Below are 25105 nucleotides of genomic sequence, written 5' to 3'. Positions count from 1 at the left end.
ATACAAATTAATAGAACAAGAAAGCTAAGCACAAATCTTGTCCCTAACTTTCCCCATAAATATTTTATTCACTAAGCGCCGATATATTCCAGCACGGAGCTGAACCAGCGCTTAATCTTAACGAACACATTGCTCTCCTCAGTCTTTACCACTTTGGCAACGGAGTCGGAGTCAACTGTTACATATTCGATCTGTGATTTGTCCAGTTTTTTCAGTCCCAGCTCGTTCTCTGCGTACTCTTCAACCTTTGACATATTAGTCTTTTGAGCCAGCTCAGACTGAAGGCTGACATTCTCGCCCTGAAGCTGTTCAAGCTGCTCGAGCTGCTTTGTCTGCTCTGAGCAAAGGCTCGATATCTCCACCTTGCCGAATATCATCGCACCGAATATCGCCAGCGCAAGCATACAGACCGCCATTATCTTCACAACAGAAGTCTTTTTCTGCTTCGCCGCAGGATTTTTCTTATATTTTATCTCTCTTACAGCCTGCTCTTCCGCATTATCGTAAATGCTGTAATCGTAAGCTAAATTATGTACCTTTGCCATTATAGGTAAACACCTCTCACATTTTTACACAGTCAGAAATTTTAAGACGTCGGTCTTTTATTCCTTGATCTTTTCGATGACCCTCAGCTTTGCGCTGTGGCTTCGCTTGTTCTGAGCAAGTTCGCTCTCCCCAGCCTCGATAGGCTTTCTGTTCGCAAGCTTTCCTCTCGGCGTTCTTCCGCATATACATTGCGGAAAGTCCGGCGGACAAATACAGCCCTTGCAGAAGCTTTGGAACCTCTGCTTAACGAGCCTGTCCTCAAGGGAATGGAAAGTGATGATACAAAGCCTGCCGCCAACGTTAAGGCAGTCAAACGCCTTGTCAAGAGCGATATTCAAATGCTCAAGCTCTTTGTTCACTTCTATCCTTATAGCTTGGAAAGTCTTTTTGCAGGGATTTTTCTCCCGTCTTGCTTTTTGCGGAACTGCACTTTTTATTATCTCGGCAAGCTCCAATGTTGTCTCTATCTGTTTTTGTTCTCTGTATTTGACTATTTTAGAAGCAATGCCCCTCGAAAACTTCTCTTCGCCGTATTCAAAGATTATCCTTGCAAGGCTCTGATAATCATATCCGTTCACAACATCCTTCGCAGAAAGCCCCTCGCCCGACATTCTCATATCAAGCGGTGCGTCATTGTGATAAGAAAAGCCTCTCTCTGCATTATCAAGCTGATAAGATGAAACGCCAAGGTCAAGCAAAATGCCGTCAACGCCGCTTATGCCCAGCCTTTCAAGTATCTCATCTATCTCAGAATAATTTCCTTTAACGACCTGCGCAGGATATCCTGCAAGCCTTTCAGTCGCAACTTTTACAGCCTCGGGGTCTCTGTCGATAGATATGAGCCTGCCACCCTTTTCGCCGTCAAGCCTTTTCGCTATCTCTCTCGAATGTCCTGCACCGCCTGCTGTTCCGTCGCAGTAAATGCCGTCGGGACGAATATTCAGCCCCTCAAGGCACTCGTTCAGAAGTACGGGAACGTGGTTGAATTCCATTAAAAATCAAGTCCCTCCAAAGCTTCCATAAGCTCTTCATCGTCAACGCTGTTATTGAAATCGTCCCAGCGCTGCTTATCCCATATCTCACATCTGTCGGAAACGCCTGCAACGACGATCTCCTTTTCAAGCCCTGCCACTTCTCTAAGGGACTGGGGCACAAGGATACGTCCCTGCTTGTCCGGCTCGACCTCGCACGCCCAAGCCATAAAGCTTCGCTGGAGTGCTCTCGCCTTCGCCATAGGCAGGCTTCTGATCTTCTCGGCCTTCTTTTCAAAATCCTCCATCGAGTAAACGAAAAGGCAGCCGTCTATACCTTTAGTAACAATGAACCGCTCGCCGATTATCTCTCTGAGCTTTGTTGGAAAAGTCATTCTTCCCTTTGCGTCCATCGTCTGGTTATAAGTACCTTTGAGCATACAAGTCAGCAAGCCGTTCACCTCCGTCAATAGCATAATCTAAATCCAGTTTTAAAAATGCACTTTCGTGACACTTGTCACCACTTTTTCGCACTTTTAACCACCATACATTAATTATACACTATATTATAGAAAATTGCAACAGTAATTTTTCCCAAAGTGAAACTTCGCAAGGGATTTTTCTTGGACACTTTACAATTTTCGAGGTGTTTTTATGGGATTTTTGTAACCTTGCCCGGATAATTTGTCACCGGTCTGTAATTTGTAACTTTTTTATTAACTTTTTCGAGCGCTATATATTGATATCAAAACCGCCTAGACCTCTGTATAATGACGACCTTGCGGCAGGTTCAAAAAGTCATTTTCAAGTACAATTAGTTCTTACAAAACTATTTTACCACAATATATAGTGTACGTCAATAGGGTATCGCAAAAAGTCTAACAATTTTCCATCACTTCTCTGTGAAAAATCACGATAAATGTCAGACCCCTTTGAACCCTGCCGAATAAAGGTTAAAAATCGGTAACAAAGTAATTTGTTTACTCAGTTAATTATTACATTATGCTTTAAGGCAATTTTAAAGCGCCGTGAAAGAAAATTTACATTTTGCAGTCCACAAGTCCGCAAAACCTCCTTACAAACCATTTTACAGGCAAAATAATAGTAAAATTGCACAAAACCGCAAAATCCTGTGGCCCTCCGCCCTCACAAGCCGCCGTTGATACAACATACAGTTGCAAAGCAAATACCTCAACAAAAAAATCGGACAGACCGCAAACGCAGTCCGCCCGATAAAAATTCTATGCAATTGTGCAATTGTAAAATTATTATCTGCAATAGCTTTCGATATATCTGTCGATGCACTTTGCGACGATCTCAACAGCCGCCTCGTGATCCTTAACGTCGTCGATAACGGTATCCTTGTGCTCGAGAGCCTTGTAAACGGAGAAGAAGTGCGACATTTCGTCAAAAATGTGCTTCGGAAGCTCTGAAATATCCTTATAAACGTTGTAAGTCGGATCGTTCTCAGGGATACAGATTATCTTCTCGTCAGCCGCACCGTTGTCAAGCATTGTGATAACGCCGATAGGATAGCAGTCCACCAGCGAAAGCGGCTCCAGCGTCTCAGAGCAGAGCACCAGCACGTCAAGCGGGTCGCCGTCCTCTGCGTAAGTTCTCGGGATAAATCCGTAGTTTGCAGGATAGTGGGTCGATGTATAAAGTATTCTGTCCATTCTCAGCAGACCCGTTGACTTGTCAAGCTCATACTTGACCTTTGAGCCTCTTGGTATCTCGATGACCGCTGTGAATTTTTCCTTTGAAATAGCCTTTGGTGAAATATCGTGCCATATGTTCATATAAATTTCCTCCTTGTGTATTTCTGATTTTATTTTATTATGTCAAAATAGTTCTTTCGCTTTACTCAGCCTCATACATACCCTCAGGCTTGAGGTTCTCGACGATATCGGCAACAGTTTCTCCGTCCGCCTCAACGCAGGAAAGGCAGCCAACATTGTCCTCTCTGATAAGATCCCACATTGTGACGATGTCGTCCTCTTGCACCTTTTCAACACCAAGCCTTGAGAATATCTTTGCGATCTTCTGAGGGTTCGGGGAATATATCTGAAATTCCTGATAGTCGGTGAAATATATCTCCTCGTCGTTTTTGTGAGAGCCGAAGCCGAATCTGGAAGTGCCGTCATTGACCAGCAAAGCGCCGTAGCGCTTCATTATCGCAAGGGCGACCTCTTTCGTGCAGTTGTCGAGATAATAAGTCTTAAAGCCCTCGCCCTCTGAAAGCTCGAGGAAGAAAAAGATAGGCTCGCCCAGCTTTTCGATAAATGCGCTGGCGGTCTTTGCGATAAGCTCGCAGCTCAGTATGCCGCTGATATTCTCGCCATTTCCGCACCAGCAGGAGCGCAGCTTGTCAGCGCCCTCAACCGAAACGCCTTGGCAGAGACTAAATTGCTTTTCCATATATAAAATATACCTCCGATAATAGATATCATAATATCGTAAATATCATAAACTTCATAAGCTTCATAAGCTTAGTATAACGCATTTTCTCCCACATTGCAAGACAAAAATACCAAATTGCAAAAAAAATGCACAAAAAGTTTACGGCGGTACAGCCTTTTGAGCCGTACCGCCGCATTGGAAAATTATTATGAAGAAAATCAAATAAGCAAATTTATATTTTTACCTTCTTACTCGTCCTTGTCAGACTTCTCAGCATTAGCGTTGTCATCGTCATTTTCGGACTTCTTTGAAACTGCGAGAACGCTTGCTGCTCCAAGAAGAACTGCTGCCGCTGTTGTAGCTGCCGCACCTGTCTTAGGGTTGGAGTTGTTAGCAGAATCAACTGCCTTTGAAGAAGCTGTTGTAGTCTTTGAATAAAGATCATAACCGATCGTAAAGCTCTTGCTGTCTGTATTTGTAAGATCAATTGTAACAGTCTGTGTGCTTACATCGTAATTGCTGTCGTCAAGCTTTGTGCCTGTCTTTGCGATCCAAGCCGACTCTTTTCTGATCTTCTCCATAGCCTCAGAAAAGTCGATATATGTATCATTCTCAATGAAATTGTCGCCGTTTACGTTGCTCTTTGATGTGCCGTAATAAACTGTATTGTTCTTGTGTGCCTCGTCTACCCATTGGCTGTTGCCGAATGAATTGTACTTGAGAACGTGGCCGTATGACGGAACGATCTGTCCATCACCGAAAGAACCAACGGAAAGTGTGCCGCCTGCTGCGATAGCGCCGACAATGTGGCTTGCGCTGTTGAAATCGCCCTCAACAAAGAATTCATAGTCTGACAGCACGTTTTTGATAGTATATGGCTTTGAATATTTATCGTTGTCTGCCGATACCGCTGCCAGACTTGTTGTTACTGCTACTGCCGCTGCTGTAACGCCTGCGGCTGTTCTGATGATCGCCTTCATAATCTAAACATCTCCTTGAAAGATCCCTTTTCACTTTTCAATTTTCCAGTTTTCCAATTTTCAATCCGCACGGTTTTTAACCACCGCTTTCGTTAAACTTAACTTAATAATTCGTTATATTTATTATACTATAAGTTAATAAATAATACAATTGTCAGATTAAATAAACTACATCAAAACTAAAAACGTTTAAGTATATAAATTATATAAAGCGGACAAACAAACCATAATATATTGACATTTACGCAGCAAAACGCCAAGTAAAAGTCAATATATTATGCAATTTCAATTTTGTGCCATAAATATTAGCAACAAATTTGCTTAATAATTCATCTTATATCAAATTAAATAAGCAAGGCGATACAGCAAGCTTGATCGCCGTATCGCCTATATATTACTACATATGCAAATTATTTGCCCCTTGCCTTGATAATGGATATCATCTCGCCAACGTCCTGCATACCTGATACCTCGCCCATTTTGAAACGCATACCAAATTCGTCCTCAACAGCGCCGATAAGGGTGATGTGCTCGATAGAGTCCCAGTCCTCGATATCGTCGGCGGTGGTGTTTTCGTCCACCACGATGTCATCATCATCAAAAACGTCTCTGAACACATCGTTCAGCCTTTCAAGCAATTCCTTGTCATTAAGCATAAAATTTCCTCCTTTATATAATGAAAATCAAACTTTTATTATCTTTCAGCCAGCTAATTAACGGGCGAACGTAAATTGTTGTGAGCTTTGTCGAACAACAATTTTCGCCCCTACACCACAAAAAAATTTTTTTGCGTCCTAAACGACCAACTTATTCTTGACTTTCTAATCAGTTACAATCTCTATGACCTTGTTTTTATTCACATAACCCTCAGTACAAAGCTTCCAAACCGTGCTTCCGTCCTCATTTTCGCTGACCTTTTCAAAGCCGAAACTCTCGTAAAGGCCTGCCACCATTTTATTTTTCGCCGTGGGATAGTAATAGCCGAATATCTCGCTGACCCCACGCTTTTTCGCCTCTTCCACCAGCCTGTCAAGCATTGCAAGCTCCATATCACGTTTGAGCACCCGACAGGACATAAGCCAAAGCTCGATATCAAGCGCCTTTGCGCCCTCTTTGACCTCACGCAGCTTTCCGATAGTCACCGCCACAACGCCGTTATCACCGAACTTATCGTAAAGCTTGCCGTAAAGCCGCACATACTCGTCGGAATCATAAACCGTTTCCATTTGCTCCACAGTATAGCGCTTTGTGGTGAGGTTGAACTGGTTGCTCTTGTTCGTCAGCTGGGTTATCCGCTGAATATACATCGGCGAAAAATCTGCGATCTTACCACGCATTTCAAGGCTCAGCAGATAGTCCTCATAGTTTTCAAACCTGCTCTGCGCCTTTGCACGCTCGGCATTTGCACGATACATTTCATTGCGTTTGAAATCGTCCTCAGAAAGTGATACAGTCTCAAAAAATCCCGACCGATCGAGCACCCTGACATAGTCCGTCACCTCGCCGATCTCAGGAACAGCCGTTCCTGCAAGCTGCTCTCTCACTATCTCACGCTCCGCAGGGTTATCGTCCACAAAGACGATAGACTCCGCAAGAATGTTGAGCTCCTGCGCAATATCCGCAATATTTTTGTCCTTTGGGAGCCAGTTTGCCTTGATATTCACAAAGTCCGCCGGCCTAAGCACGCCCTCGGGGTGAGAAAGCCCTGCAATAGCGTTCTCCTCCTCATTTTTCGAGCAAACAGTCAGCAGCACGCCGATATCCTTATGAGCCTTTACATACTTCTGAAACTCGTAATAAGCCATAGCCTCGGCGGTCTCTTTGCCGATCTCAAGGTTCTCCGCTCCGTCATCGCCGACAATACCGCCCCAAAGGGTGTTGTCAAGGTCAAGCGCCAGCGCCTTTTTATTCTTGCCAAATATCGCCTTTATGATATTGGCGATCTGAAAAGCCAGCTCTGGGATAGCGTTAATATCAAGCGCATACTTATAAAGATACCAGAACTTCGGGTCGCTCCATTTTTCCAGCCCATAAGCCGCCGACAGCCAGTTGATATCGTTGAGATAGATTTCCTTTCGCTCTGCTATCCTGTCATAAAGCTTCACATTCAGCCGTGTGACGAAATTCACCGCACCACGCCTGTCGGAAGCGTCCATATTTCCCATAAGCCGATAGGAAGGCAGCTCAAAATTATTTTGTATCACGGGGCAATTGAAATGCTCTTTCACTCCGTCCCAAGCCTGCGAAAGCTTGTCAAGCTCAGCGTTCAAAGCCTGCTCTATCTCCTGCTCAGTCGATCTCGGCGTCGGCAAAAAGCTGAGATTTCTAAGGCTGGTGTGGATATACACAAGGTCAGGCGCAAAGCTGTCAAGCTCCTCATTTGAGAACACGGCGTCCTGCCAAAACTGCCCGTACTCAGACTGATAAAATTTGCACTCAAAGCCCATATCCAGCAAAAACAGCTCCAGAACCGAAACGATATCGTCAGTAGTTGAGCCGCCCAGCACAGCGATCTTTTTCTTGACACGCACCGCCCCGTCGCCCAAAAGCTGCCTTTTCAGCGATCTTTTCTTTTTCATTATAAACCCATTGTCAAATGGATAATTAAGCTCTATCATATTGTCCTCTCTTTTTGTTTCCACAGATCACTCAACACAGATATCTGACTTTTGCACAAGCGCCCTCTGTATTTGTTCAAGGTCGTCAGCAAAGTAAATGCCTGACTGTCGTTCCTCAGAGGATAACCCTTTTTCTATCATATGCCCAAGCAAATTTTTAAGGTCATTGTAATATCCGTCCAAATTATAAAGAATACACGGAGCGTCAAGCTGCTTCAATGAAACCTTTGACATAACTTCCGCAATTTCTTCAAGCGTACCTGTGCCGCCCGGAAAAGCAATAAAAGCATCGCCAAGCTCTATCATCCTATTTTTACGTTCAGACATATCTTTAGTCACAATAAGTTCAGTCAGCCCGTTATGCTGAAACTCATTCAAAATAAAGAGCTGCAGCTCGATGCCAATAACTTTTCCGCCTGCATTGAGCACGCTGTCTGCTAACGCTCCCATTAATCCGCCTTTAGAGCCGCCATAAACAAGCACATTTCCGCTCTGCCCTATCCAAGTGCCCAGCTCTGTGACTGCTTTTCTCAAAGCAGGGTCGTTGCCATCACTTGCGCCCAAATATACCGTAATATTCATATCATCTTACACCTTACACCTATTTCCTAAACATATGAAAATCGCAGCAATCGCCGCCATAGCCAAGCGTTTTTGTCCTTGAAAATCCTATCTTTCTAAGTCCGCCGTATGTCACGTCGTCAACGTCGCAAAACAGTCTGCAAAGTTCCTCGCAGCCATTTTCCACGCAAGCCGTATGCCAAAGGCACTTTGTAATAGTGATATTATAGTAGTCCTTGCCCTGTTCCTGCGTGCTTTCCTGAAGGTCGGTGGTGCGCATTATTTTCAAAAACACCCTGCTGTATATTGCATAAAATCCCGGCACGATCTCCATTTTCGCCGTAGCAGCGTGCTTTTTCGCCGCAACTATCTCCAGCATATACTTGCGCATATGCTTATACACGTCATCTTCCGAAAGCCCTGCTTCCGTCAAGCTTTTATAAAGGGCAATCCTCGGCAAAATGGTCTGCACAAGGGTTTTCATCTGATTTTCCGTTTTGCCTTTGGTATTGCCGATGATAGCGCCAAGGGTCTTATCCTGCATTTCAAACAGTTCTCCGCCCCTTTCGCTTCCAAAACTTTCAACCAAAAATTCCTTGATCTGCTTCTGTTGTCTTATATCCATCTTCCTGATCACCTCATAGATCACTTACATTTACAAAAATATCCCCATTATGATCGGCGACGCCAGCAATATCAGCGCCGCCACCACAATAATAATGCTTATCCTCATTGGCACATATTTTTTATCATCATTACCCTTGTTTTTCCTATTCTTTTTCTTTATGTACCTCGCCACAAGTACTCCCAGCAAGATAATCACAACAGCGATGATAGCCCCGTACACATACATAAATATCGCTGCATCGCCAATTAATTTCCCCAGATTCTCATATTCCCCCATAACTATCCCCTTTGGTCAAAAATTACTGTATCCTAATATTATTCAAACAATCCACCTTAGTCGGCGTTGAACAGGATGTTATGGATATCGCAAACAGCAAGTCCGTGCAGCCCACCTGCTTGCAGAAATCTATGGCGTTGATATCGAAATATCTGAAATCGCACACATAAATTTTCGAGAAGCCGTGGGTAAAGAACGGGATAAGCGCATTGCCGAAGCTGTCCTTGAATACCACCAGCACTCTGCCATTATCCACCCCCGTGTCGATCTCTGCGATCTCTTGGTCAACGTTCAGAATAGCCGAATAGCAGTTCACGCCCTCAGCATAATCAAAGAACAGCGTTGACTGAACAGGGTTTTTAAATGACGTGTCGTAATATGTCACAGTAAGATCGTCATTGTTGTCGGGCTTGTAGTAAATAAACTTGTCGGGATATTTCTGAAGCTCGCTGTTATAATTGCTGTAAGCGTACATCGTGCCAACAAAGCCGTCTATCTCCCTCTTGTCGTAGGTGTCAAGGCTCGGGAAATCTATTCCCGACTGACCAGCAAAAACTTCCGCCGCATAATATGCGCCCAGCGGCTGCCAATGATGATCCGTCCTCGAGTAGATATATTCGTCCTTGTGCGCACCGATAGCGTCGTAAACATCGGTGTTGATTATTCCTTTAAGTCCTGCGGCAATGTTGTCGATATTGTCCTTCTGATCCGAAACAGCGTCCTTGAGGTTGTTCGGCATATAATAAGCCGCCGAAGTCGGGATAGACATATTGTATACGTTCACGCTGTCGCCAAGATCAGCCTTCCATTTGTTGATGGTCTCAGCGTACTTATCACCGTTCTCGAAAGTACCGTAATAAGCGCCCATTGCACGGACGTTTTCGCCCTTGCCCGATACGATAACATCACCTTCCCATTGACCGTCATCAAGGTTGTCGGGCACTTCCACCACCTTTTCAGTAGTTGTCTTTTTCTTTGTTGTGGTGGTATCAGCGCTAGTGGTATCACCCGAAGTCGTGGTCGTCCTCGAGCCTGTAAACGCCGTAACAGTCGTGGTTGTCGCAACCTTTTCTTGGTCAAGCTCTTCCTTCTGAACTGTCTTGAAATCCCCCGAAATGACAGTATCATTGAGCTTTATTCCCAGCATATTTGAAAACTCAGAGCAGAATTTCTTGAAAGTCTCCCTGTTCGGCACAGTATCGGTAAAATATTCCGCAATGCCGCTTGTGTATTCGCCCTTGAAATAGGAGGATACCGAGAATTTCGGGAAGGTCGCAAGGTTTCTGTTTTCCGACTGGATAAAGCCGCTTTCACGCTTCATCACAAGCAGCGCAATAAACACGCCGAAAACAATCACCAAGCAGACCACGACGTTTATCACATTGAATTCCAGTTCGTGGATATTATTTTTCTTTGCCTCTTCCCTTTCCGCCCTGCGCTTTGCCACACGCTCCAAGCTTTTCTTGTGGGCTTCCTCATATTGGTCAATGGTCTCGATCTTCTCAGCGCTTTCGGAATTTCCGCTCGCTGATTTCTGCAATGTTTCAGTATCATTATGTGAAACCTGTTTCACATTTTCGGCTGCCGGTTTCACATTTTCTGTCGGCAATTTTACATTTATCGTCGCCTCGACACGGCTTTCGGAAAGCCTCTTACCTTTTGGCTTATCGTCAACTTTATCAGAATTTTCAGCATTTGCAGAACTTTCCGACTTCTCAGTCGACATATTTCTCTTGTCGATTATCTCCACCTTTTTTCCGCCGATAACAGGCTGAGCCTTTTGATAGCCCTGATCGTATTCCCTGTAATAGCTGTCGGGTATCTTCAGCGTGAAGTTTTTCTTTGAAGGCTTTTTGCGCAGACTTCCGTCGGCAGCCACCTCCATTGTGATCTCTTTTTTCGCCCCGTCAATGTGGTTTTTCTCCAATGAAAACGGGATAATAACGTCATTATCCGCCTTATTTTCCTCTTTTGGAGCGGCATTTGTCTGATCTTTTACAGCCTTTGGAGCGTCAGCTTTAGCCTTGACATCAGCCTTAACATTAGAAGCGCTGTCGCTTTCATCGTCCAGCCAAACGCTTTTCTTTGGCTTCAAAACAGGCTCGTCCGTCCAAATACTCTGGCTTAAAATGCGGTTTTTCTCTTTTATTTTCTCAACTATCTCGTTGTGCTCTTTTGAATATTCCTCGTCCTGCTCTTCTATTTTATGAGCATTCTGAGCTTTGGACGTTTTCGGCTCTGAAAGGCTTTTTCCGCCGAAGGTCACGCTGTCAAGATAGTCTGTATAGGCTTCTGAAAGCGCCTTTGTATCGGGCAAAGAGAAGTCCTTATCAAATTTTTTATTGCTATTATTTGTATTATCCATAACTTCTCACCTGCCTAAAATCTGAAATACAAGAATGGGTTGTTTGTGGTATTGACAAGCAAAACGCTGCTCAAAAGAAGTATTGCGGCGTTGCAGACGATACCGAATGACTGTATCGCAAAAGCCGAACCCTTTGCGACAAGGGCTTTTTCCTTGATCTTTGGAACAACAGGCATTGTGAAAAGTATTGCAACGGCGAAAAGCCAAATGTTGTTCATAAGTAAGTGGTTCGTGACAGCGTCGGTAAGCTTGTTGCCGTTTGCGCCCACCAGTGCCTTGAAAAACGTTCCCAGCGAGCCCAAATTCTCGAAATAGAATATTCCGAAGCCCACAAATATCACAAACTTTGTGTAGATATGCGCCCAAAAAGCAGGCATTTTCTTCATACGCTTTTTGCCGATGAGCATTTCCATAAAAATGAAAAGACCGTAATAAAGTCCCCAGAAGATGAAGTTCCAGCTTGCGCCGTGCCAAAGTCCTGTGCAGAACCACACGAGGAACAGTCCGCCGTATTTTCTTCTTTTGCCAAAGATAGGCAGATAAAGCACATAGTCACGGAAGAACGAACTGAGGGAGATATGCCATCTCTGCCAAAATTCGGATATTGACTTGCATATGAAAGGATATTTGAAGTTCTCATCAAAGTGGAAGCCGAAAATTCGTCCCAAGCCGATTGCGATATCGGAATAGCCCGAAAAGTCAAAATAATACCAAAGTCCCACCAGTATCGCACCGACCCAAGCGCCTGTCACGGACTGTGTCTTGATATTCTCATAGCCGTTTGAAGCCGAGCCGAAAAGTGCTGTTACGATAGTGCTGAGATTATTTGCTATTATTACCTTTTTGCCAAGTCCGAGAATAATTCTTGAAAAGCCGTCGGAAAGGTCTTTTGCTGTGGTGTGGCGCTCGTTTATCTCATCGGCGATAACTGAATAGCGGACGATAGGTCCTGCCACAAGCTGTGGGAAGAGGGAAACGTACATCAAAAAGCGCCAAAAGCTTTTCTGCGGCGTGACCTTGCCCCAATAACAGTCCACAGTGTATGAAATAGTCTGAAATGTAAAGAATGATATGCCGATCGGCAGCACGATATTGGGCACGGGTATGCCCAGCCCGAACCAGTTGTTGAGGTTTTCAACAAAGAACGCCGTATACTTGAAGCCGAACAGCACGCCTAGATTGAATATCAACGACCAAGCCAAAGCGGCTTTTGCCTGCCAGCCCTCGGGGTGTTTTTCAATGACACGGCCGTTTATGTAGTCAACCAAGGACGAAACTATAAGAATGCTCACCCAAACAGGCTCGCCCCAAGCATAGAATATCAGCGAAAATACTATCAGCACGCCGTTTCTTATGGCAGGCTTTTTTGTTATAAAATAACATATCAAGCACACTGGCAGGAAAAAATAAAGGAAAAATAGATCAGCAAAAACCACAACAATGCTCCTAACGCAAAAAATAATAAAAATAAATAAAACTTAACATAGATCTGATCGCATCGCCAAATGACGACACATAATCAGTATATCACGCCGCCAAAAATAAGTCAATGCAAATCGGCTTTACGCCGCAATTTTTGATATCATACACAAAAAAAGCCGCACAAATTGTACGGCTAAAACTGTTGAAAAACTCCGAAACAAGCGGGACGTCGAGGACGCAAATTGTAATAAGCCTTGTCGAACAACAATTTTCCTCTACAATTGACGTAATTGCGTTGTTTTTTGTAGGGGCGACCTGTGGTCGCCCATTAGTTTCCCACTTTGCGGCATTTAATATATTGTTTCAAATCATCAATATTTGATCTTGAGGGTCTTGCCCGGAACGCTTACGCCGTCGGACAGGGTGATAGGCAGCTTTTGCTCCTCCGTGAAGCCGATAGTCTCGCCGTCCTTTAGCTCAACGCCCTCGGAGAGAACGTACTCTGAGATAGAAAGCAAAAAGCCCAGCAGATCGTTCGGCTGCTTCGGAGAATCAACGATCTCCATTTCCTCATATCCGAAAAATCTCATTCCCGATGTGAAAGCGCAAAGACCAGTTTTCGCAAGATACATACCTGTATAAATAAGGATAGGCATTGGATATTCGCCGTCCTTTATAGTCTCGGCAAAGTTCACATAGAAATTTTTCTCGTAAACTGTCGGGTCTTTGTAAATGCCGATAGCGTTGTCAAGCTTGAGCAAAGAGCTTGCGACCTTGGCAAAAAGGATAGCCTGATCGATAGCCTTTGTCTTGTTCATTACCGCCAGCATAATGTGCGCATTGTGCTTTGCGACCTCGCTTGCGCCCTCTTTCCAAAGGATATTGTACTTAGCCGCAGCCTCCGCCTCCTTGTTTGGAACAGGGTTAGGCATAAGGGAGCAAGCAACAACCATATCGCCGACTTTGAAAACCATAGCATTGTCCTTGACATCGTCCTGTGGGATAATGTTCCAGTCCTCTTTGAGATATTTTTTGAATCTCAGCCAGTCGATATTTGCGTCCGTGTAGAGCACAAAGCCTGCCAGCACATTGCCCTCTTTTTTATCATCTTTATTCTGCTCGTTCGTATTCTGAACGTTCTTGTTTTCCTCAGTCATTTTATACCTCCGCAATAAAATTCATAGTTCATATTTATTGTTTATTATAGCATACAAATGCGCAAATTGCAAGGAAAATAGCAAAAATAGCACAGAAACAGAGCATACAAACGTCACATACAAATAGCGCACAAAAAAGGGCGAACGAAGTTCGCAACAAAGATCATCGCCGTTAGGCGATACATTCATTCCTCACTCCTCATTCCTCACTAGAGGGAGCAAGCGGAAGCCTAACAGTTATCTCCGTTCCCTTGCCCGGCTCGCTCTTCATAGATATCTCGCCGTCGTGATAGGAAACAATGTGCTTTACTATCGAAAGCCCAAGTCCCGTTCCGCCGATTTTCTTTGAGCGGCTCTTGTCAACACGGTAAAAACGCTCGAATACTCGGCTCTGATCTTCGTCGGAAATGCCTATGCCGTTGTCCTTAAAGACCGCAACAGCCTTGTCGCCCTCTTTGCGAACGCTTACCCAAAGATCGCCGACTTCTTTGCTGTATTTGACAGCATTGTCCATAAGATTGAGGAAAAGCTCTGTTATATAGCTCTGATTGCCGTGGATAATGGCAGGCTCGCCGTCAATGTGTATCTCAACTTTGTGATTGTACGCCTTGTTCTGCAATATCTCTTCAACATCATGAGCAGTCTTTAACAGGTCGATAGTGTCGCTCAAAACGTGCTCCTGCTCCTCGATCTGCGAAAGTCTTATGATGTCGTTGATGAGATAAAGCAGGCGCTCGCTCTCACGATATATCATTCCGCCGTATTTCTTTACGTCCTCCTGCTTGGTGAAAAGTCCGTTTTCAAGAAGCTCGCCAAAGCCCTTTATAGTGGTCAGCGGCGTTTTCAGCTCGTGAGAAACATTGGCGGAGAAATCTCGCCTTATCTGCTCGCTCTGAATTTCTTCCGTTACGTCCACAAGGAACATTATAAGTCCGAAATCCATTGTGTTCTCGCTGTAAACCTTGTTGACAAAAGTGCGGTAAAATCTGCCCTTGACCGACACAATGCCGTTGGCAGCGCCGTTTTCCTTTGCCTCTTCAAGAAGCTCTATCACCTGCTGATCGTCAGTCAGCGCTCTTATCCTGCTGCGCTCTGATACGTCATAGCTGTCAGTAAGGGTGTGAAGTGCGCTCTTGTTGACGGAAAGCACCGTCATATCCTCGTCAAGAAGCACCATTCCCTCCACCATATTTTCGGTGATAAGAGAAATTTTCTCCTTTTCCGCCTTTATCTTGTTCATATTCTTGTGGATACGGCCCATAAGCACGTCGGCGTTTTTGATTATCGGCTCAAGCTCCTCATAAGGGGTCTCGAACTGACCGATGTTCTCGTTTCTCAGATCAAGCTGCTTCACAAGTGAATTTATCGGCTTTATCATACTTTCCGAAAGCTTGATAGAAATTACGGTCGTAACGAATATTATCGCACCGGCAAATACCACAAGCATTGGAAGCACAACAAGGAACACTCCTGCAAGGTTTTCCTTATCGGTGGAAAATCTCAGCACGCCGTCTTTGTACTGTATCGCATAATAATATGTCGAATAGCCCAAAGTCTCGGAAAAACGTGTCGCCTCGCCCTCGCCGTCAGCCATTGCCTTGACAAACTCGTCACGCTGAGAATGGTTCTCCATTTTTGCAGGGTCGGCAACGGAATCGAAAAGCACCTTGCCCGAAGCGTCGATATAAGTCACTCTGATATCATAATCAATGGACTTTTTGAGTATATCCGCCATTTCAGAAGGCTCATTATCTCCTGCCGCAACAAGCCTTGCAGCGGATTTCAGCCCCTCTTTGGTGAATCTCTGATAAGATGAATAACCAAGAGAACCTGTCACCAGCAGGAATATTACCACCGTGCAGGACACTAGCAAAGTCATAACCCTATATATTTTTTTCTGCACGATCATTCACCTTCTTTTGATTGGAATATAAATTTGCCGTGATCTGTCGAAACAAACGGCGAATAAACGGGCGAACAATGTTCGCCCCTACATATATCTACATATATATGCTTAAACCTTGTAGCCAACGCCTCTTACAGTCTTGATAAGATCTGTACAGCCTGCGGCTTCAAGCTTCTGACGCAGGGTCTTGATGTGCATATCGACAGTCCTCGTCTCTCCTGCGAACTCATAGCCCCAAACCATTTCCATAAGCTTGTCACGGCTGACGGCGATAGACTTGTGGCGCATCAGATACATAAGAAGCTCGAATTCCTTGTATGTGAGCACGACTTCCTGTCCGTTATAAGAGCATATACGCCTTGAAGCGTCAAGGGATACGCCGCCCTCTTCGATGACTTCCACCTCGCTGTTTTGCTTGTTGGCACGTCTCAGCACGGCTTTTATCCTCGAAAGCAGCTCCATTACGCCGAATGGCTTTGTGATATAATCGTCCGCACCCATTTCAAGACCCGATACCTTGTCGATCTCGCTTGCCTTTGCGGTGAGCATTATAACAGGGATATCCTGCGTTCTGCTGTCCTTTTTGAGCTTTGAGAGGATAGTGTAACCGTCCTCGTCAGGCAGCATAATGTCAAGCAGCACAAGTGCAGGCTGCTTGTTTTTTATCTCTTCATAGAGGGGCTTGGCTTTCGGAAAAGCCTTCACGTCATATCCGCCCGACTTGAGAGCGCAGGAAACAAGCTCTCTGATACCATCGTCGTCCTCTACACAATATATAAGTGACATCTAGTTTCCCCCTAAAGTTCTTTTGCAGGCAGAGCATATTTTTCGCAGTATCTCTTCACCTGTCCGTCAAAGCCCTCGCCCGAATTTTTGAGCATTTTAACATACTCGTGGGTGTCAAAGCTTTCATCGTCCGCCTGTATAAGACATACCGCTATATTTGAGCAATGGTCTGAAACTCTTTCAAGATTTGTCAAAAGGTCTGAGAAGATAAAGCCCATTTCGATCGTGCATTCACCTGACTGGAGCCTTCTGACGTGGCGGTTCTTTAGCCTTGTCCTCAGTCTGTCAACGACCTCTTCCAGCGGTTCAACTCTTGAAGCTGTGTCAAGATCGTGCTTTTCAAAGGCTTCAAGTGCCGTGTCAAGTATCTCCTTGACGGCGTTGCAGATAACAGTTATCTCCTCTGTCGCCTGAGCCGAGAACTCAACGTTCTTGCTGTGCTTTTCCTCCGCAACGGAAACAATGTTCATTGCGTGGTCTGATATCCTCTCGAAATCGCCGATAACGTGAAGAAGCGTTGAAACTGACTGCGAATCCCTCACCGACATATTTTGGCTTGAAAGCTTCACAAGATATGTTCCAAGCTTATCCTCATACATATCCACAGCAGATTCGTTTGCCTTGATCTGATCCGCCTTTGCCTGATCGAACTTGCCCGTTGCGATATCTATGGACATATTAATACTTTCCTTTGCGATCTCGCCCATTTTATAGGTAAGCTCTCTGCACTTTTCAACTGCGAATGTTGGCGACTGCAAAAATCTGTCGTCAAGCAGTCTGAACTGAGCTTCCATATCGTTGTTCTGTCCCTCGCCCTCGCCGTCTTTGATAGTGAGGTAAGCAAGCTTTTCCAGCACCTTTATGAAAGGCAGCAGCACGATAGTCGTTGAAAGGTTGAATATCGTATGGACAATTGCTATCTCCTTTGCCCCCACAACTCCGTCAATGAACGAAAAGCCGATAAGAGCATTTGCGATGTAGAATATCGTAAGGAAAAGGACCGTTCCGATGATGTTGAAATAAAGGTGGGCCACCGCAACTCTCTTTGCGTTCTTGCTTGTGCCGATAGATGAAAGCAGCGCAGTCACGCAAGTACCGATATTCTGTCCGAAAATAATTGGCAGCGCCGAACCGAATGTTATTGCGCCTGTTGCCGAAAGCGCCTGCAAGATTCCCACCGAAGCAGACGACGACTGGATTATCGCCGTAAGAAGCGCACCGGCAAGCACGCCCAGGATAGGATTTTTGAACCAAAGAAGTATCTCAGCAAACTCAGGCACGTCCTTTAGCGGCTCAACAGCTCCGCTCATCGTGTTCATTCCGAACATAAGCACAGCAAAGCCTATAAGGATAGTCGCAACGTCTTTTTTTCTGTCGCTCTTTGAGAATGTAAGTATCGCCACGCCGACTATTGCAAGGACAGGCGAAAATGCGGTCGGCTTTAACATCTGTATCAAAAAGCTGTCGCCGTCCAATCCCGAAAGAGAAAGCAGCCAAGCCGTCACCGTTGTGCCGATATTTGCGCCCATTATAACGCCGATAGCTGAATGAAGCTTCATAATGCCTGCATTAACAAAGCCCACCAGCATTACCGTTGTGGCTGAGGACGACTGTATAACAGCCGTCACAGAAAGACCAAGCAGCACCGCTTTGAGCGGGTTCGAGGTCAGTTTTTCAAAAATCTTCTCAAGCTTGCCGCCTGCAAGCTTTTCAAGACCGCCGCCCATTACGTTCATTCCGTAAAGGAACATCGCAAGGCCGCCGATAAGAGTCAACACGTTAAAAATACTCATACCATTTGCTCCTAAATACCATTTTACACTAATGTTACATACTTTACAATGAACATTATACAACACAATTGTAAAATAACAAATCAGGCAGAGTAAAATCTGAGTAAAATCTCTTTTTTTAGGCACCACCACACAAGGATTGTGCGTAAGATGCGCAGTCAGATTTTTCGTCAGATCGTATAGAAATTTTGCAGGCATACTGTCGTATGTCAAGAAATTTCTGTGCGATATGGCGGAAAATCTGCAAGCAGATTGCGTGCAAAGCCGCTAGGCGTGCCTTGTGCGGTGGTGCCTTAGCCTAAAAAACGACGTTGAACGCCGTTTTAGCTTGTCGAATAAGGTTCAAACAAGTGGGACGTCAATTTATCTGCGAACAACGTTGAACAGATAAATTTCGCCGTCCCATACAAATGGCGTAAATACGCTGTTTATATGTAGGGGCGAACATCGTTCGCCCGTTATTTGGGCGTTTTTCGACAGCCTGAAACGACGTATAACACCGTTTTTCATCAAATATTTACATTGAAAAGTTTTTTGTTCTTTTGCTGTATCTTACTGTATATTACATTATCCGTTCTGTCTTATGAACGCCTGTAATGGAGAATACCACCCATTCTGCAATGTTTACAGCGTGGTCGCCGATACGCTCGAAGTATTTTGCCACCATAAGTGTGTCGATAGCCTTTTCGCCGTTTGCCTTGTCGGCTGCGATCTCGTTTATTATCTTATCCTTTGTCTTTACAAACAGCTCGTCGATCTTGTCGTCAGACTTTATGACAGCTTTCGCAAGCTCTTCATCATTGTTTACATAAGCGTCGATGGCTTCCGTCACCATTGTTGTGGCAGCTCTTGCCATTTCGCTTATGTCCGAAAGCTCCCAGCGCTGCTTTTTCTTTATGAGCATAATGTTCAGCTCTGCGATATCCGCAGCCTGATCGCCCACACGCTCCATATCAGTTATCATCTTCAGCGCCGCCGAAACTCTTCTCAGATCATCGGCAAAAACAGGCTGATACTGCAAAAGCAGGTTAAGGCAGATACGCTCCACCTCACGCTCGGCTTCGTTGATCTTCTCATCAAATCCCACCGTCTCCTTTGCAAGCTTTTCGTCCTGCTTCTCAAGTGATTTTATCGACATTGCGATTATCTGTTCCACCATTGCCGCCATATCCAGCAGCTTTCTGTTGAGTTCATTAAGCTTGTTGTCAAAACTAGCACGCATTTTTAAGACCCATTCCTTTCCCTACTTTATCCACAAATATCCCATTAACCAAAACGTCCTGTGATATATTCAAGCGTTTTCTGTTCCTTAGGATTAGAGAATATACGCTGGGTCTTGTCGAACTCAACTATCTCTCCGTGGAGGAAAAACGCCGTCTTGTCAGATATACGGGTCGCCTGCTGCATATTGTGTGTTACGATAATGATAGTGTAATCCTTTTTAAGCTCCGTTGCAAGCTCCTCGATCTTGATAGTGGAGATAGGGTCAAGAGCGGACGTCGGCTCGTCCATAAGCAGCACCTCGGGCTTTACAGCCAAAGCTCTTGCGATACAAATTCTCTGCTGCTGACCGCCGGACATTCCAAGGGCGGATTTTTTTAGTCTGTCCTTTGTCTCGTCCCAAACGGAGGCCTGTCTGAGAGTGGTCTCCACGATCTCGTCAAGCTCCGCCTTTTTCTTTATGCCGTGTGTTCTCGGGCCGTATGCGATGTTGTCATATATGGACATCGGGAAAAGGTTAGGCTTTTGGAAAACCATTCCCACACGCTTTCTAAGCTCTGTTATCTCCATATCCTTGTAGATATTTTCGCCGTCAAGTGTAAATTCGCCTGTTATCTTGCAGCCCTCCACAAGATCGTTCATTCTGTTTAATGACTTGAGCAGGGTGGATTTTCCGCAGCCCGACGGGCCGATAAATGCGGTTATCTCCTTTTCCTGTATCTCAAGGTTTATATTTTTCAGCGCTTGAAAATCGCCGTAAAACAGGTCGCAGTTTTTGACCTGCAATTTTGGCTGATTTGTCTGAGTCTGAGTGCTCATTTATCAGTTTCCTCCTTTGGAAAGCTTTTTAGCAACAAGAGAAGCCAGTCCGTTAAGAAGCAGCACCACCGCCAGCAGTACGACTGCCGTTGCGCTTGCTTCATTCATATAAAGTCCCTCGTTTGAAAGCGAATACATATGTACAGAAAGTGTGCGTCCCGAATCGGTAAGGCCTGCATACTTTGCAATAGTTCCTGCGGTGTAGATAAGTGCGGCGGTCTCGCCGAAGATACGTCCCATTGCAAGGATAACGCCCGAGAGGATACCGCTTATTGCAGGAGGCAGAACGATAACGAAGATAGTTCTGAGCTTTCCTGCGCCAAGGCCGTAGCTGCCCTCACGGAAGCTGTCGTCAACAGACTTGAGCGCCTCTTCCGTCGAACGGATTATGAGCGGCAGAACCATTATCGCCAGCGTGCACGCACCCGAAAGCATTGAAAGCTTCCAGTTGAGCGCCAGCACAAAGAACATATTGCCGAAAAGTCCGTATACGATAGAAGGGATACCCGAAAGGGTCTCTGTCGTAAGTCTTATTATCCTAACGAATTTGTTGCCCTTTTTAGCATACTCAACAAGATATATTGCGCAGAATATGCCGAGAGGTGCAGCGATAGCAAGGGAAACAAGGAGCATTTCAAAGGTATTGATTATCGCAGGGAGCATTGAAACGTTCTCCGTGGTGTATTCTTTAGCGAAAAGCGAAGGTTTGAGATAAGGCACGCCCTTTATCACAACATAGCCTACTATCAAGATGAAAATGCCGATAGTCAGCGCCACAGCGATCTTTGTGAGGATATTGAACACAAGGGAAAGCGGGTGGGTCTTATAGGTTTTCATTCTGTCTGACATTATGTATCACCCCTTGTCCTTTCTGTTTGAGATAAGATTGAAGCAGAGGTTGAGGAGCAGAATGAATACGAAGAGCACAACGCCTGTTGCGATAAGTGCGTCATAGTGAAGTCCCTCTGCGTAGCTCATTTCAATTACGATATTGCCTGTAAGCGTTCTAACGCTGTCAAGGAGCGAATGTGGGATAATGGTCGAGTTGCCTGCGATCATAATTACAGCCATCGTCTCGCCGATAGCTCTGCCCACAGCGAGGATAACGCTTGCCAGCACGCCGGATCTAGCGGCTGGGAAAACTACTGTTGCAACTGCTCTCTCGTGTGTCGCACCAAGAGCGACTGCGCCCTCGTAATAGCTGTCGGGAACGGCCTGAAGTGCGCTAACGCTCATTCCAACGATAGTCGGAAGTATCATAATCCCAAGAATGATAGATACAGTCAAAACGCTGTTGCCTGTTCCGCCGAAAATGTTTCTGATGAGGGGCACGACAACTACCATTCCGAAGAAGCCGTATACGATAGACGGGATACCTGCCAGCAGATTGATAGGCGGCATAAGCCATTTGAAAAGCTTTTTCGGACAGAACTTAGCCATATAGATAGCCGTGAGAAGTCCTATGGGCACACCGATGACCATTGCACCGGCAGTGCAGTAAAGAGAGCCTACTATCATCGGGAAAATGCCGTATGAAGCAGGAACGTTTCTCGGGCTCCAGTCTGAGCCGAAGAGGAACTCGCCAACGCCTATCTTTGCGATAGCGGGGCAGCCCTTTGCGAACATAAATATACATATGACCACTACCGCCGCTACGGATACGCAGGCGCAGAGGAAGAAGAGCCCTTTCATTCCTTTTTCAAGAACCCTTGCTTTTCTGTTGATGTGGTGCTTTTTTGAAGTTGAATTTGTCTCGGCGATCGCCGTATTTTCCGTCAACGTATTTATCACCTCAGCGTGTTTTCTTTCGTTTTAGCATTTTGATAACGTATACAAAACGTATCAAAACGGGCGAACGCTGTTCGCCCCTACTTATTGTGGAAAATTATTATTTGCGAGCAAATTTACTTGCTTTCGTCGGACCAGTTTGTCTTTGAGCCTGTGTAGATAGCCTTGATCTCGTCCATTGTGATATCGTCAACTGTGTTGTCCTTGTTTACGATAACTGCGATAGCGTCCTGTGCGATAGTAACAGACTTGACACCCTGTGAAAGCTCGTCGTCGGAGATATCTCTTGAAGCCATACCGATATCAGATGTGCCGTTGATAGCGTCCTTGATACCTGTTGAAGAGTCTGACTGCTGAACGTCAACTGTTACGCCTGTGTTTACCTTCTGATAAGCTTCCGCAAGCTTTTCCATAACAGGCGTTACAGAAGATGAACCGCTGACTACCACCTTGCCGGAAGCGTTGTTTGAAGCATAAGCTGCTGCGCTCTTGTCGATCTTGATGTAGCCTGCCTTCTCGATGATGTCCTGACCTTCTGAGCTGAGGATATAGTTCTCAAAGTCCTGTGCTGCGTCTGAAAGGCCGTCCTTAACTGCGATGTTGAAAGGTCTTACGATCTTGTAATCGCCGCTCTCGATAGTTGCTGTTGAAGGTTCAACGCCCTCTACTTTAAGAGCCTTTACTGTATCGTTGAGTGAACCGAACGAGATGTAACCGATAGCGTTCTTATCGCCCGAAACCTGTGTGAGCACAACGTCTGTGGACTTGCAGATAAGTGCGTCCTTCTTCGTGTTATCGGTCTTGTTTCCGTCAGCGTCCTTCTCCTCGATACCTGTGAGCTCGATGAAAGCGCCTCTTGTGCCCGAACCGTCCTCACGGGAAATAACCGTAATCTTATCTGAGCTTCCGCCGCAGCCTGCAAGCATTGAAGCCGCAAGTGCCATTGACATAAAGATAGCTGCCAGTTTTGATGTTCTTGTTTTCATATAAAATATACCTCTTTCTTTAGCCGTTTTGGCTATGTAATTGCACCTTCTTAATTCGGCAACTTTATGCTGCCCTACACCACAGCCCGTCTGTGGTCTTTTTCTTAAATCTTATTCAGGTGATGTTATTATGATACATCACCAATGTAAAATCAATAACCGTGGGAGAGTAAAGTCATTGTAAGATGTTTGCAAAGAATTTTACTTTTACAGGCCGCAAAAAAGCGCACTTTACAAGAAAAAGCTTCTGTAAAATGCGCCGAAGCTGCCGCAAACAGGCAAAAAAAGGACGATCTGCCGAAGCAGGTCGCCCTTTGTAAAATCATATTGTAAAGTCACCAAACGCTATATTAATAGCATTAATAGCTCTGAACAAGAACTACCGAGCCGTCAGCCTTGTTGTAAGCTGCGCTGTAACCGTGGCCGTCAGTTGTGTATACATAATAGTAAATGTAGCCTGCGTCCTCGCTTCTGTAAGAATAGGACTCAACTGTGCCGCTTATCTGACCTGTGATAGCTGCGATAGCGTCGCTTGAATCACCGCCTGCTGCTGTCGTTGTGGTCGTCTCAGTGTCTTCCTTTTCCGACTTAGCTGTTGTAGTTGTGGTAGTTGAAGACGTTGTGGACGAAGCGGAAGTCGTAGTTGTCGTAGTTGTAGATGAAGCCGTTGTGGTAGTTGTAGTTGTTGCAGTATTAGTATCTGTCTCAGTATCAGAAACTTCATCGGAGCTTTCGTCCTTAGGCTCAGTAGTAGTTGTATCAGCCTTGCTGCTGTCATCTCCCTCAAGGGTATCGACATAAACGCCGCTCTTGCTGCTGTCGTCAACGGCTGCAACGGAATTGCTCTTCTTGGAATAGTTCAGCGAATCGTCATTGCTTCCGCCGAATATCTTATAACCTGCCACAATAGCGAGGATAATAACGAGCAGCACGCCGACTGTGATAACGGCTGTGATAGCGAAGAGCTTTTTCTTTGAGTCATCCTCAGTCTCTTCCTCATAATCAGCGTCATCGTCGTCATAATCATAATCGTCGCTGAAATCGTCATAGCTGCCTGAGCTATAATTGCCTTGATCGTTGAAATCGGGCTGATCGTTCACGCCGCCGAACTGGTCGTTATCGTCGAGAACAGGGGCAGCGTAGGCATTATCGGCAGGCTGGTCGTTATGTACAGGCTGTTTTGGAACAGAGAAAGCACGGGTCTTTTCCTCATAATCGGCAGCTTCCTGCTTAGTGAACACACGAGTTCTGTCTGCGTCGTCCTCCATATGCACGTTATTGTCAGCATTAACATTATCGCCGTTATCAGCGACAGTATCGTTTTCATCGATAAGCAAATTGTGACAATATTTACAGAGTATTGCTTCCTCGGAAATTTCCTTATGGCAATACGGACATTCTTTAGTTTTCATTATGATATCCTCCCAAAAAACAAAAAATACTATATTAAATATATAATAACACATCAGCTCTCAAAAATCAACCCCTTTTTTGCAGGGGCTTGCCGCCATCGGCAACAACCTATTCTAAGGCTCGGTAAAAGTAAATGCGGCTCATAACGCACTCTAAGATCAACAATAAAGCACAATTTTCTGTGCAATCTGCACATTTTATTTCAAAATAAAACACCGCAGCCCCAGCAACCCTACAAATCATCAAAATACCCCTTGACAAACCAAGCAAAGCATTGTATAATAATTAAGCTGTCTGATGACGCAGACAAACGTTTTGCGGAAACATTCGTAAAACTCAAGGCACACAAAGCTTGGATCTTTTCCGTGGCTGGAGATATTTCCCCACCGTGTGCAACGTCAACTACGAGGCGTAACTCAGTTTGGTAGAGTGCTTGGTTTGGGACCAAGATGCCGCAGGTTCAAGTCCT

Annotated in this window: 23 protein-coding genes; all 23 read right to left on the bottom strand. The window is 45.1% G+C overall.

What is annotated here, in order from left to right; genetic code table 11:
- Positions 1-71: 71 nt before the first annotated feature.
- Positions 72-545 (bottom strand): cell division protein FtsL, encoded by a 474-nt coding sequence (locus tag QZ371_RS06990; RefSeq protein WP_295211045.1) that lies wholly within the window; start codon positions 543-545, stop codon positions 72-74.
- A 57-nt stretch (positions 546-602) separates the two neighbouring features.
- Positions 603-1538 carry a 16S rRNA (cytosine(1402)-N(4))-methyltransferase RsmH gene (gene rsmH / locus QZ371_RS06985; RefSeq protein ID WP_295211044.1) on the bottom strand — a complete coding sequence of 312 codons (936 nt, stop codon included), beginning with the start codon at positions 1536-1538 and terminating at the stop codon, positions 603-605.
- Positions 1538-1969, bottom strand: a complete 432-nt coding sequence (mraZ, locus tag QZ371_RS06980) for a division/cell wall cluster transcriptional repressor MraZ (protein WP_295211043.1) — start codon at positions 1967-1969, stop codon at positions 1538-1540. Before mraZ ends, rsmH begins: the two co-directional genes overlap by 1 nt.
- An 816-nt stretch (positions 1970-2785) precedes the next feature.
- A complete protein-coding gene (locus QZ371_RS06975) occupies positions 2786-3316 on the bottom strand; it encodes an inorganic diphosphatase (protein WP_295211041.1) in 531 nt (176 codons plus the stop codon).
- 61 nt (positions 3317-3377) lie between these two features.
- A complete protein-coding gene (locus tag QZ371_RS06970; RefSeq protein WP_295211039.1) occupies positions 3378-3935 on the bottom strand; it encodes a hypothetical protein in 558 nt (185 codons plus the stop codon).
- Positions 3936-4165: 230 nt separating this feature from the next.
- Entirely contained in the window at positions 4166-4897 is a 732-nt protein-coding gene (locus QZ371_RS06965) for a hypothetical protein (RefSeq protein WP_295211037.1), read from the bottom strand.
- Positions 4898-5307: 410 nt separating this feature from the next.
- Entirely contained in the window at positions 5308-5553 is a 246-nt protein-coding gene (locus QZ371_RS06960; RefSeq protein ID WP_295211035.1) for an acyl carrier protein, read from the bottom strand.
- 165 nt (positions 5554-5718) lie between these two features.
- Positions 5719-7515, bottom strand: coding sequence for an HAD family hydrolase (locus tag QZ371_RS06955; RefSeq protein ID WP_295211034.1), 1797 nt, complete (start codon positions 7513-7515; stop codon positions 5719-5721).
- 27 nt (positions 7516-7542) lie between these two features.
- The gene (locus QZ371_RS06950; protein ID WP_295211031.1) at positions 7543-8097 is read right to left on the bottom strand and encodes a TIGR00730 family Rossman fold protein; all 555 of its coding nucleotides are present in this window, start codon (positions 8095-8097) and stop codon (positions 7543-7545) included.
- A 19-nt stretch (positions 8098-8116) separates the two neighbouring features.
- A complete protein-coding gene (locus tag QZ371_RS06945) occupies positions 8117-8701 on the bottom strand; it encodes an L-2-amino-thiazoline-4-carboxylic acid hydrolase (RefSeq protein WP_295211029.1) in 585 nt (194 codons plus the stop codon).
- 30 nt (positions 8702-8731) lie between these two features.
- A complete protein-coding gene (locus tag QZ371_RS06940) occupies positions 8732-8980 on the bottom strand; it encodes a hypothetical protein (RefSeq protein ID WP_295211026.1) in 249 nt (82 codons plus the stop codon).
- Positions 8981-9002: 22 nt separating this feature from the next.
- Entirely contained in the window at positions 9003-11345 is a 2343-nt protein-coding gene (locus tag QZ371_RS06935) for a DHHW family protein (RefSeq protein WP_295211025.1), read from the bottom strand.
- 14 nt (positions 11346-11359) lie between these two features.
- Positions 11360-12781 carry an MBOAT family O-acyltransferase gene (locus QZ371_RS06930; RefSeq protein ID WP_295211023.1) on the bottom strand — a complete coding sequence of 474 codons (1422 nt, stop codon included), beginning with the start codon at positions 12779-12781 and terminating at the stop codon, positions 11360-11362.
- Between the two features lie 357 nt (positions 12782-13138).
- Entirely contained in the window at positions 13139-13924 is a 786-nt protein-coding gene (locus QZ371_RS06925; protein ID WP_295211021.1) for a DUF4261 domain-containing protein, read from the bottom strand.
- 199 nt (positions 13925-14123) lie between these two features.
- Positions 14124-15827 (bottom strand): ATP-binding protein, encoded by a 1704-nt coding sequence (locus QZ371_RS06920; protein ID WP_295211019.1) that lies wholly within the window; start codon positions 15825-15827, stop codon positions 14124-14126.
- Positions 15828-15938: 111 nt separating this feature from the next.
- Entirely contained in the window at positions 15939-16616 is a 678-nt protein-coding gene (locus tag QZ371_RS06915; protein ID WP_295211016.1) for a response regulator transcription factor, read from the bottom strand.
- Between the two features lie 11 nt (positions 16617-16627).
- Entirely contained in the window at positions 16628-18409 is a 1782-nt protein-coding gene (locus QZ371_RS06910; RefSeq protein WP_295211013.1) for a Na/Pi cotransporter family protein, read from the bottom strand.
- A 562-nt stretch (positions 18410-18971) separates the two neighbouring features.
- Positions 18972-19631, bottom strand: a complete 660-nt coding sequence (phoU, locus tag QZ371_RS06905) for a phosphate signaling complex protein PhoU (RefSeq protein ID WP_295211012.1) — start codon at positions 19629-19631, stop codon at positions 18972-18974.
- A 44-nt stretch (positions 19632-19675) separates the two neighbouring features.
- The gene (gene pstB / locus QZ371_RS06900; protein ID WP_295211010.1) at positions 19676-20449 is read right to left on the bottom strand and encodes a phosphate ABC transporter ATP-binding protein PstB; all 774 of its coding nucleotides are present in this window, start codon (positions 20447-20449) and stop codon (positions 19676-19678) included.
- A 3-nt stretch (positions 20450-20452) separates the two neighbouring features.
- Complete coding sequence (gene pstA / locus QZ371_RS06895; RefSeq protein WP_295211008.1) at positions 20453-21298, bottom strand: phosphate ABC transporter permease PstA; 846 nt, start codon at positions 21296-21298, stop codon at positions 20453-20455.
- Between the two features lie 6 nt (positions 21299-21304).
- Positions 21305-22141, bottom strand: a complete 837-nt coding sequence (gene pstC, locus QZ371_RS06890) for a phosphate ABC transporter permease subunit PstC (RefSeq protein WP_295211300.1) — start codon at positions 22139-22141, stop codon at positions 21305-21307.
- A gap of 212 nt (positions 22142-22353) precedes the next feature.
- Positions 22354-23223, bottom strand: a complete 870-nt coding sequence (locus QZ371_RS06885) for a substrate-binding domain-containing protein (protein ID WP_295211006.1) — start codon at positions 23221-23223, stop codon at positions 22354-22356.
- A gap of 359 nt (positions 23224-23582) precedes the next feature.
- Positions 23583-24635 carry a hypothetical protein gene (locus QZ371_RS06880; protein WP_295211004.1) on the bottom strand — a complete coding sequence of 351 codons (1053 nt, stop codon included), beginning with the start codon at positions 24633-24635 and terminating at the stop codon, positions 23583-23585.
- Positions 24636-25105: the final 470 nt, after the last annotated feature.

Origin of the sequence: Ruminococcus sp. (genome assembly GCF_019423705.1) — a bacterium.
Classification (GTDB): domain Bacteria; phylum Bacillota; class Clostridia; order Oscillospirales; family Ruminococcaceae; genus Hominimerdicola.
Note: the sequence above shows the minus strand (reverse complement) of the source record. Positions and strands in the feature narration are given on the sequence as shown.

Excerpts from the sequence above, each read along its gene's own strand:
- pstA (WP_295211008.1), bottom strand. The coding sequence starts at position 21,298 with ATGTCAGACAGAATGAAAACCTATAAGACCCACCCGCTTTCCCTTGTG.
- QZ371_RS06990 (WP_295211045.1), bottom strand. The coding sequence starts at position 545 with ATGGCAAAGGTACATAATTTAGCTTACGATTACAGCATTTACGATAAT.
- QZ371_RS06975 (WP_295211041.1), bottom strand. The coding sequence starts at position 3,316 with ATGAACATATGGCACGATATTTCACCAAAGGCTATTTCAAAGGAAAAA.
- QZ371_RS06965 (WP_295211037.1), bottom strand. The coding sequence starts at position 4,897 with ATGAAGGCGATCATCAGAACAGCCGCAGGCGTTACAGCAGCGGCAGTA.
- QZ371_RS06880 (WP_295211004.1), bottom strand. The coding sequence starts at position 24,635 with ATGAAAACTAAAGAATGTCCGTATTGCCATAAGGAAATTTCCGAGGAA.
- QZ371_RS06885 (WP_295211006.1), bottom strand. The coding sequence starts at position 23,223 with ATGAAAACAAGAACATCAAAACTGGCAGCTATCTTTATGTCAATGGCA.
- pstB (WP_295211010.1), bottom strand. The coding sequence starts at position 20,449 with ATGAGCACTCAGACTCAGACAAATCAGCCAAAATTGCAGGTCAAAAAC.
- rsmH (WP_295211044.1), bottom strand. The coding sequence starts at position 1,538 with ATGGAATTCAACCACGTTCCCGTACTTCTGAACGAGTGCCTTGAGGGG.
- QZ371_RS06915 (WP_295211016.1), bottom strand. The coding sequence starts at position 16,616 with ATGTCACTTATATATTGTGTAGAGGACGACGATGGTATCAGAGAGCTT.
- QZ371_RS06970 (WP_295211039.1), bottom strand. The coding sequence starts at position 3,935 with ATGGAAAAGCAATTTAGTCTCTGCCAAGGCGTTTCGGTTGAGGGCGCT.
- QZ371_RS06925 (WP_295211021.1), bottom strand. The coding sequence starts at position 13,924 with ATGACTGAGGAAAACAAGAACGTTCAGAATACGAACGAGCAGAATAAA.
- QZ371_RS06955 (WP_295211034.1), bottom strand. The coding sequence starts at position 7,515 with ATGATAGAGCTTAATTATCCATTTGACAATGGGTTTATAATGAAAAAG.
- QZ371_RS06940 (WP_295211026.1), bottom strand. The coding sequence starts at position 8,980 with ATGGGGGAATATGAGAATCTGGGGAAATTAATTGGCGATGCAGCGATA.
- phoU (WP_295211012.1), bottom strand. The coding sequence starts at position 19,631 with ATGCGTGCTAGTTTTGACAACAAGCTTAATGAACTCAACAGAAAGCTG.
- QZ371_RS06960 (WP_295211035.1), bottom strand. The coding sequence starts at position 5,553 with ATGCTTAATGACAAGGAATTGCTTGAAAGGCTGAACGATGTGTTCAGA.
- QZ371_RS06950 (WP_295211031.1), bottom strand. The coding sequence starts at position 8,097 with ATGAATATTACGGTATATTTGGGCGCAAGTGATGGCAACGACCCTGCT.
- pstC (WP_295211300.1), bottom strand. The coding sequence starts at position 22,141 with ATGAAAGGGCTCTTCTTCCTCTGCGCCTGCGTATCCGTAGCGGCGGTA.
- QZ371_RS06935 (WP_295211025.1), bottom strand. The coding sequence starts at position 11,345 with ATGGATAATACAAATAATAGCAATAAAAAATTTGATAAGGACTTCTCT.
- QZ371_RS06945 (WP_295211029.1), bottom strand. The coding sequence starts at position 8,701 with ATGGATATAAGACAACAGAAGCAGATCAAGGAATTTTTGGTTGAAAGT.
- QZ371_RS06910 (WP_295211013.1), bottom strand. The coding sequence starts at position 18,409 with ATGAGTATTTTTAACGTGTTGACTCTTATCGGCGGCCTTGCGATGTTC.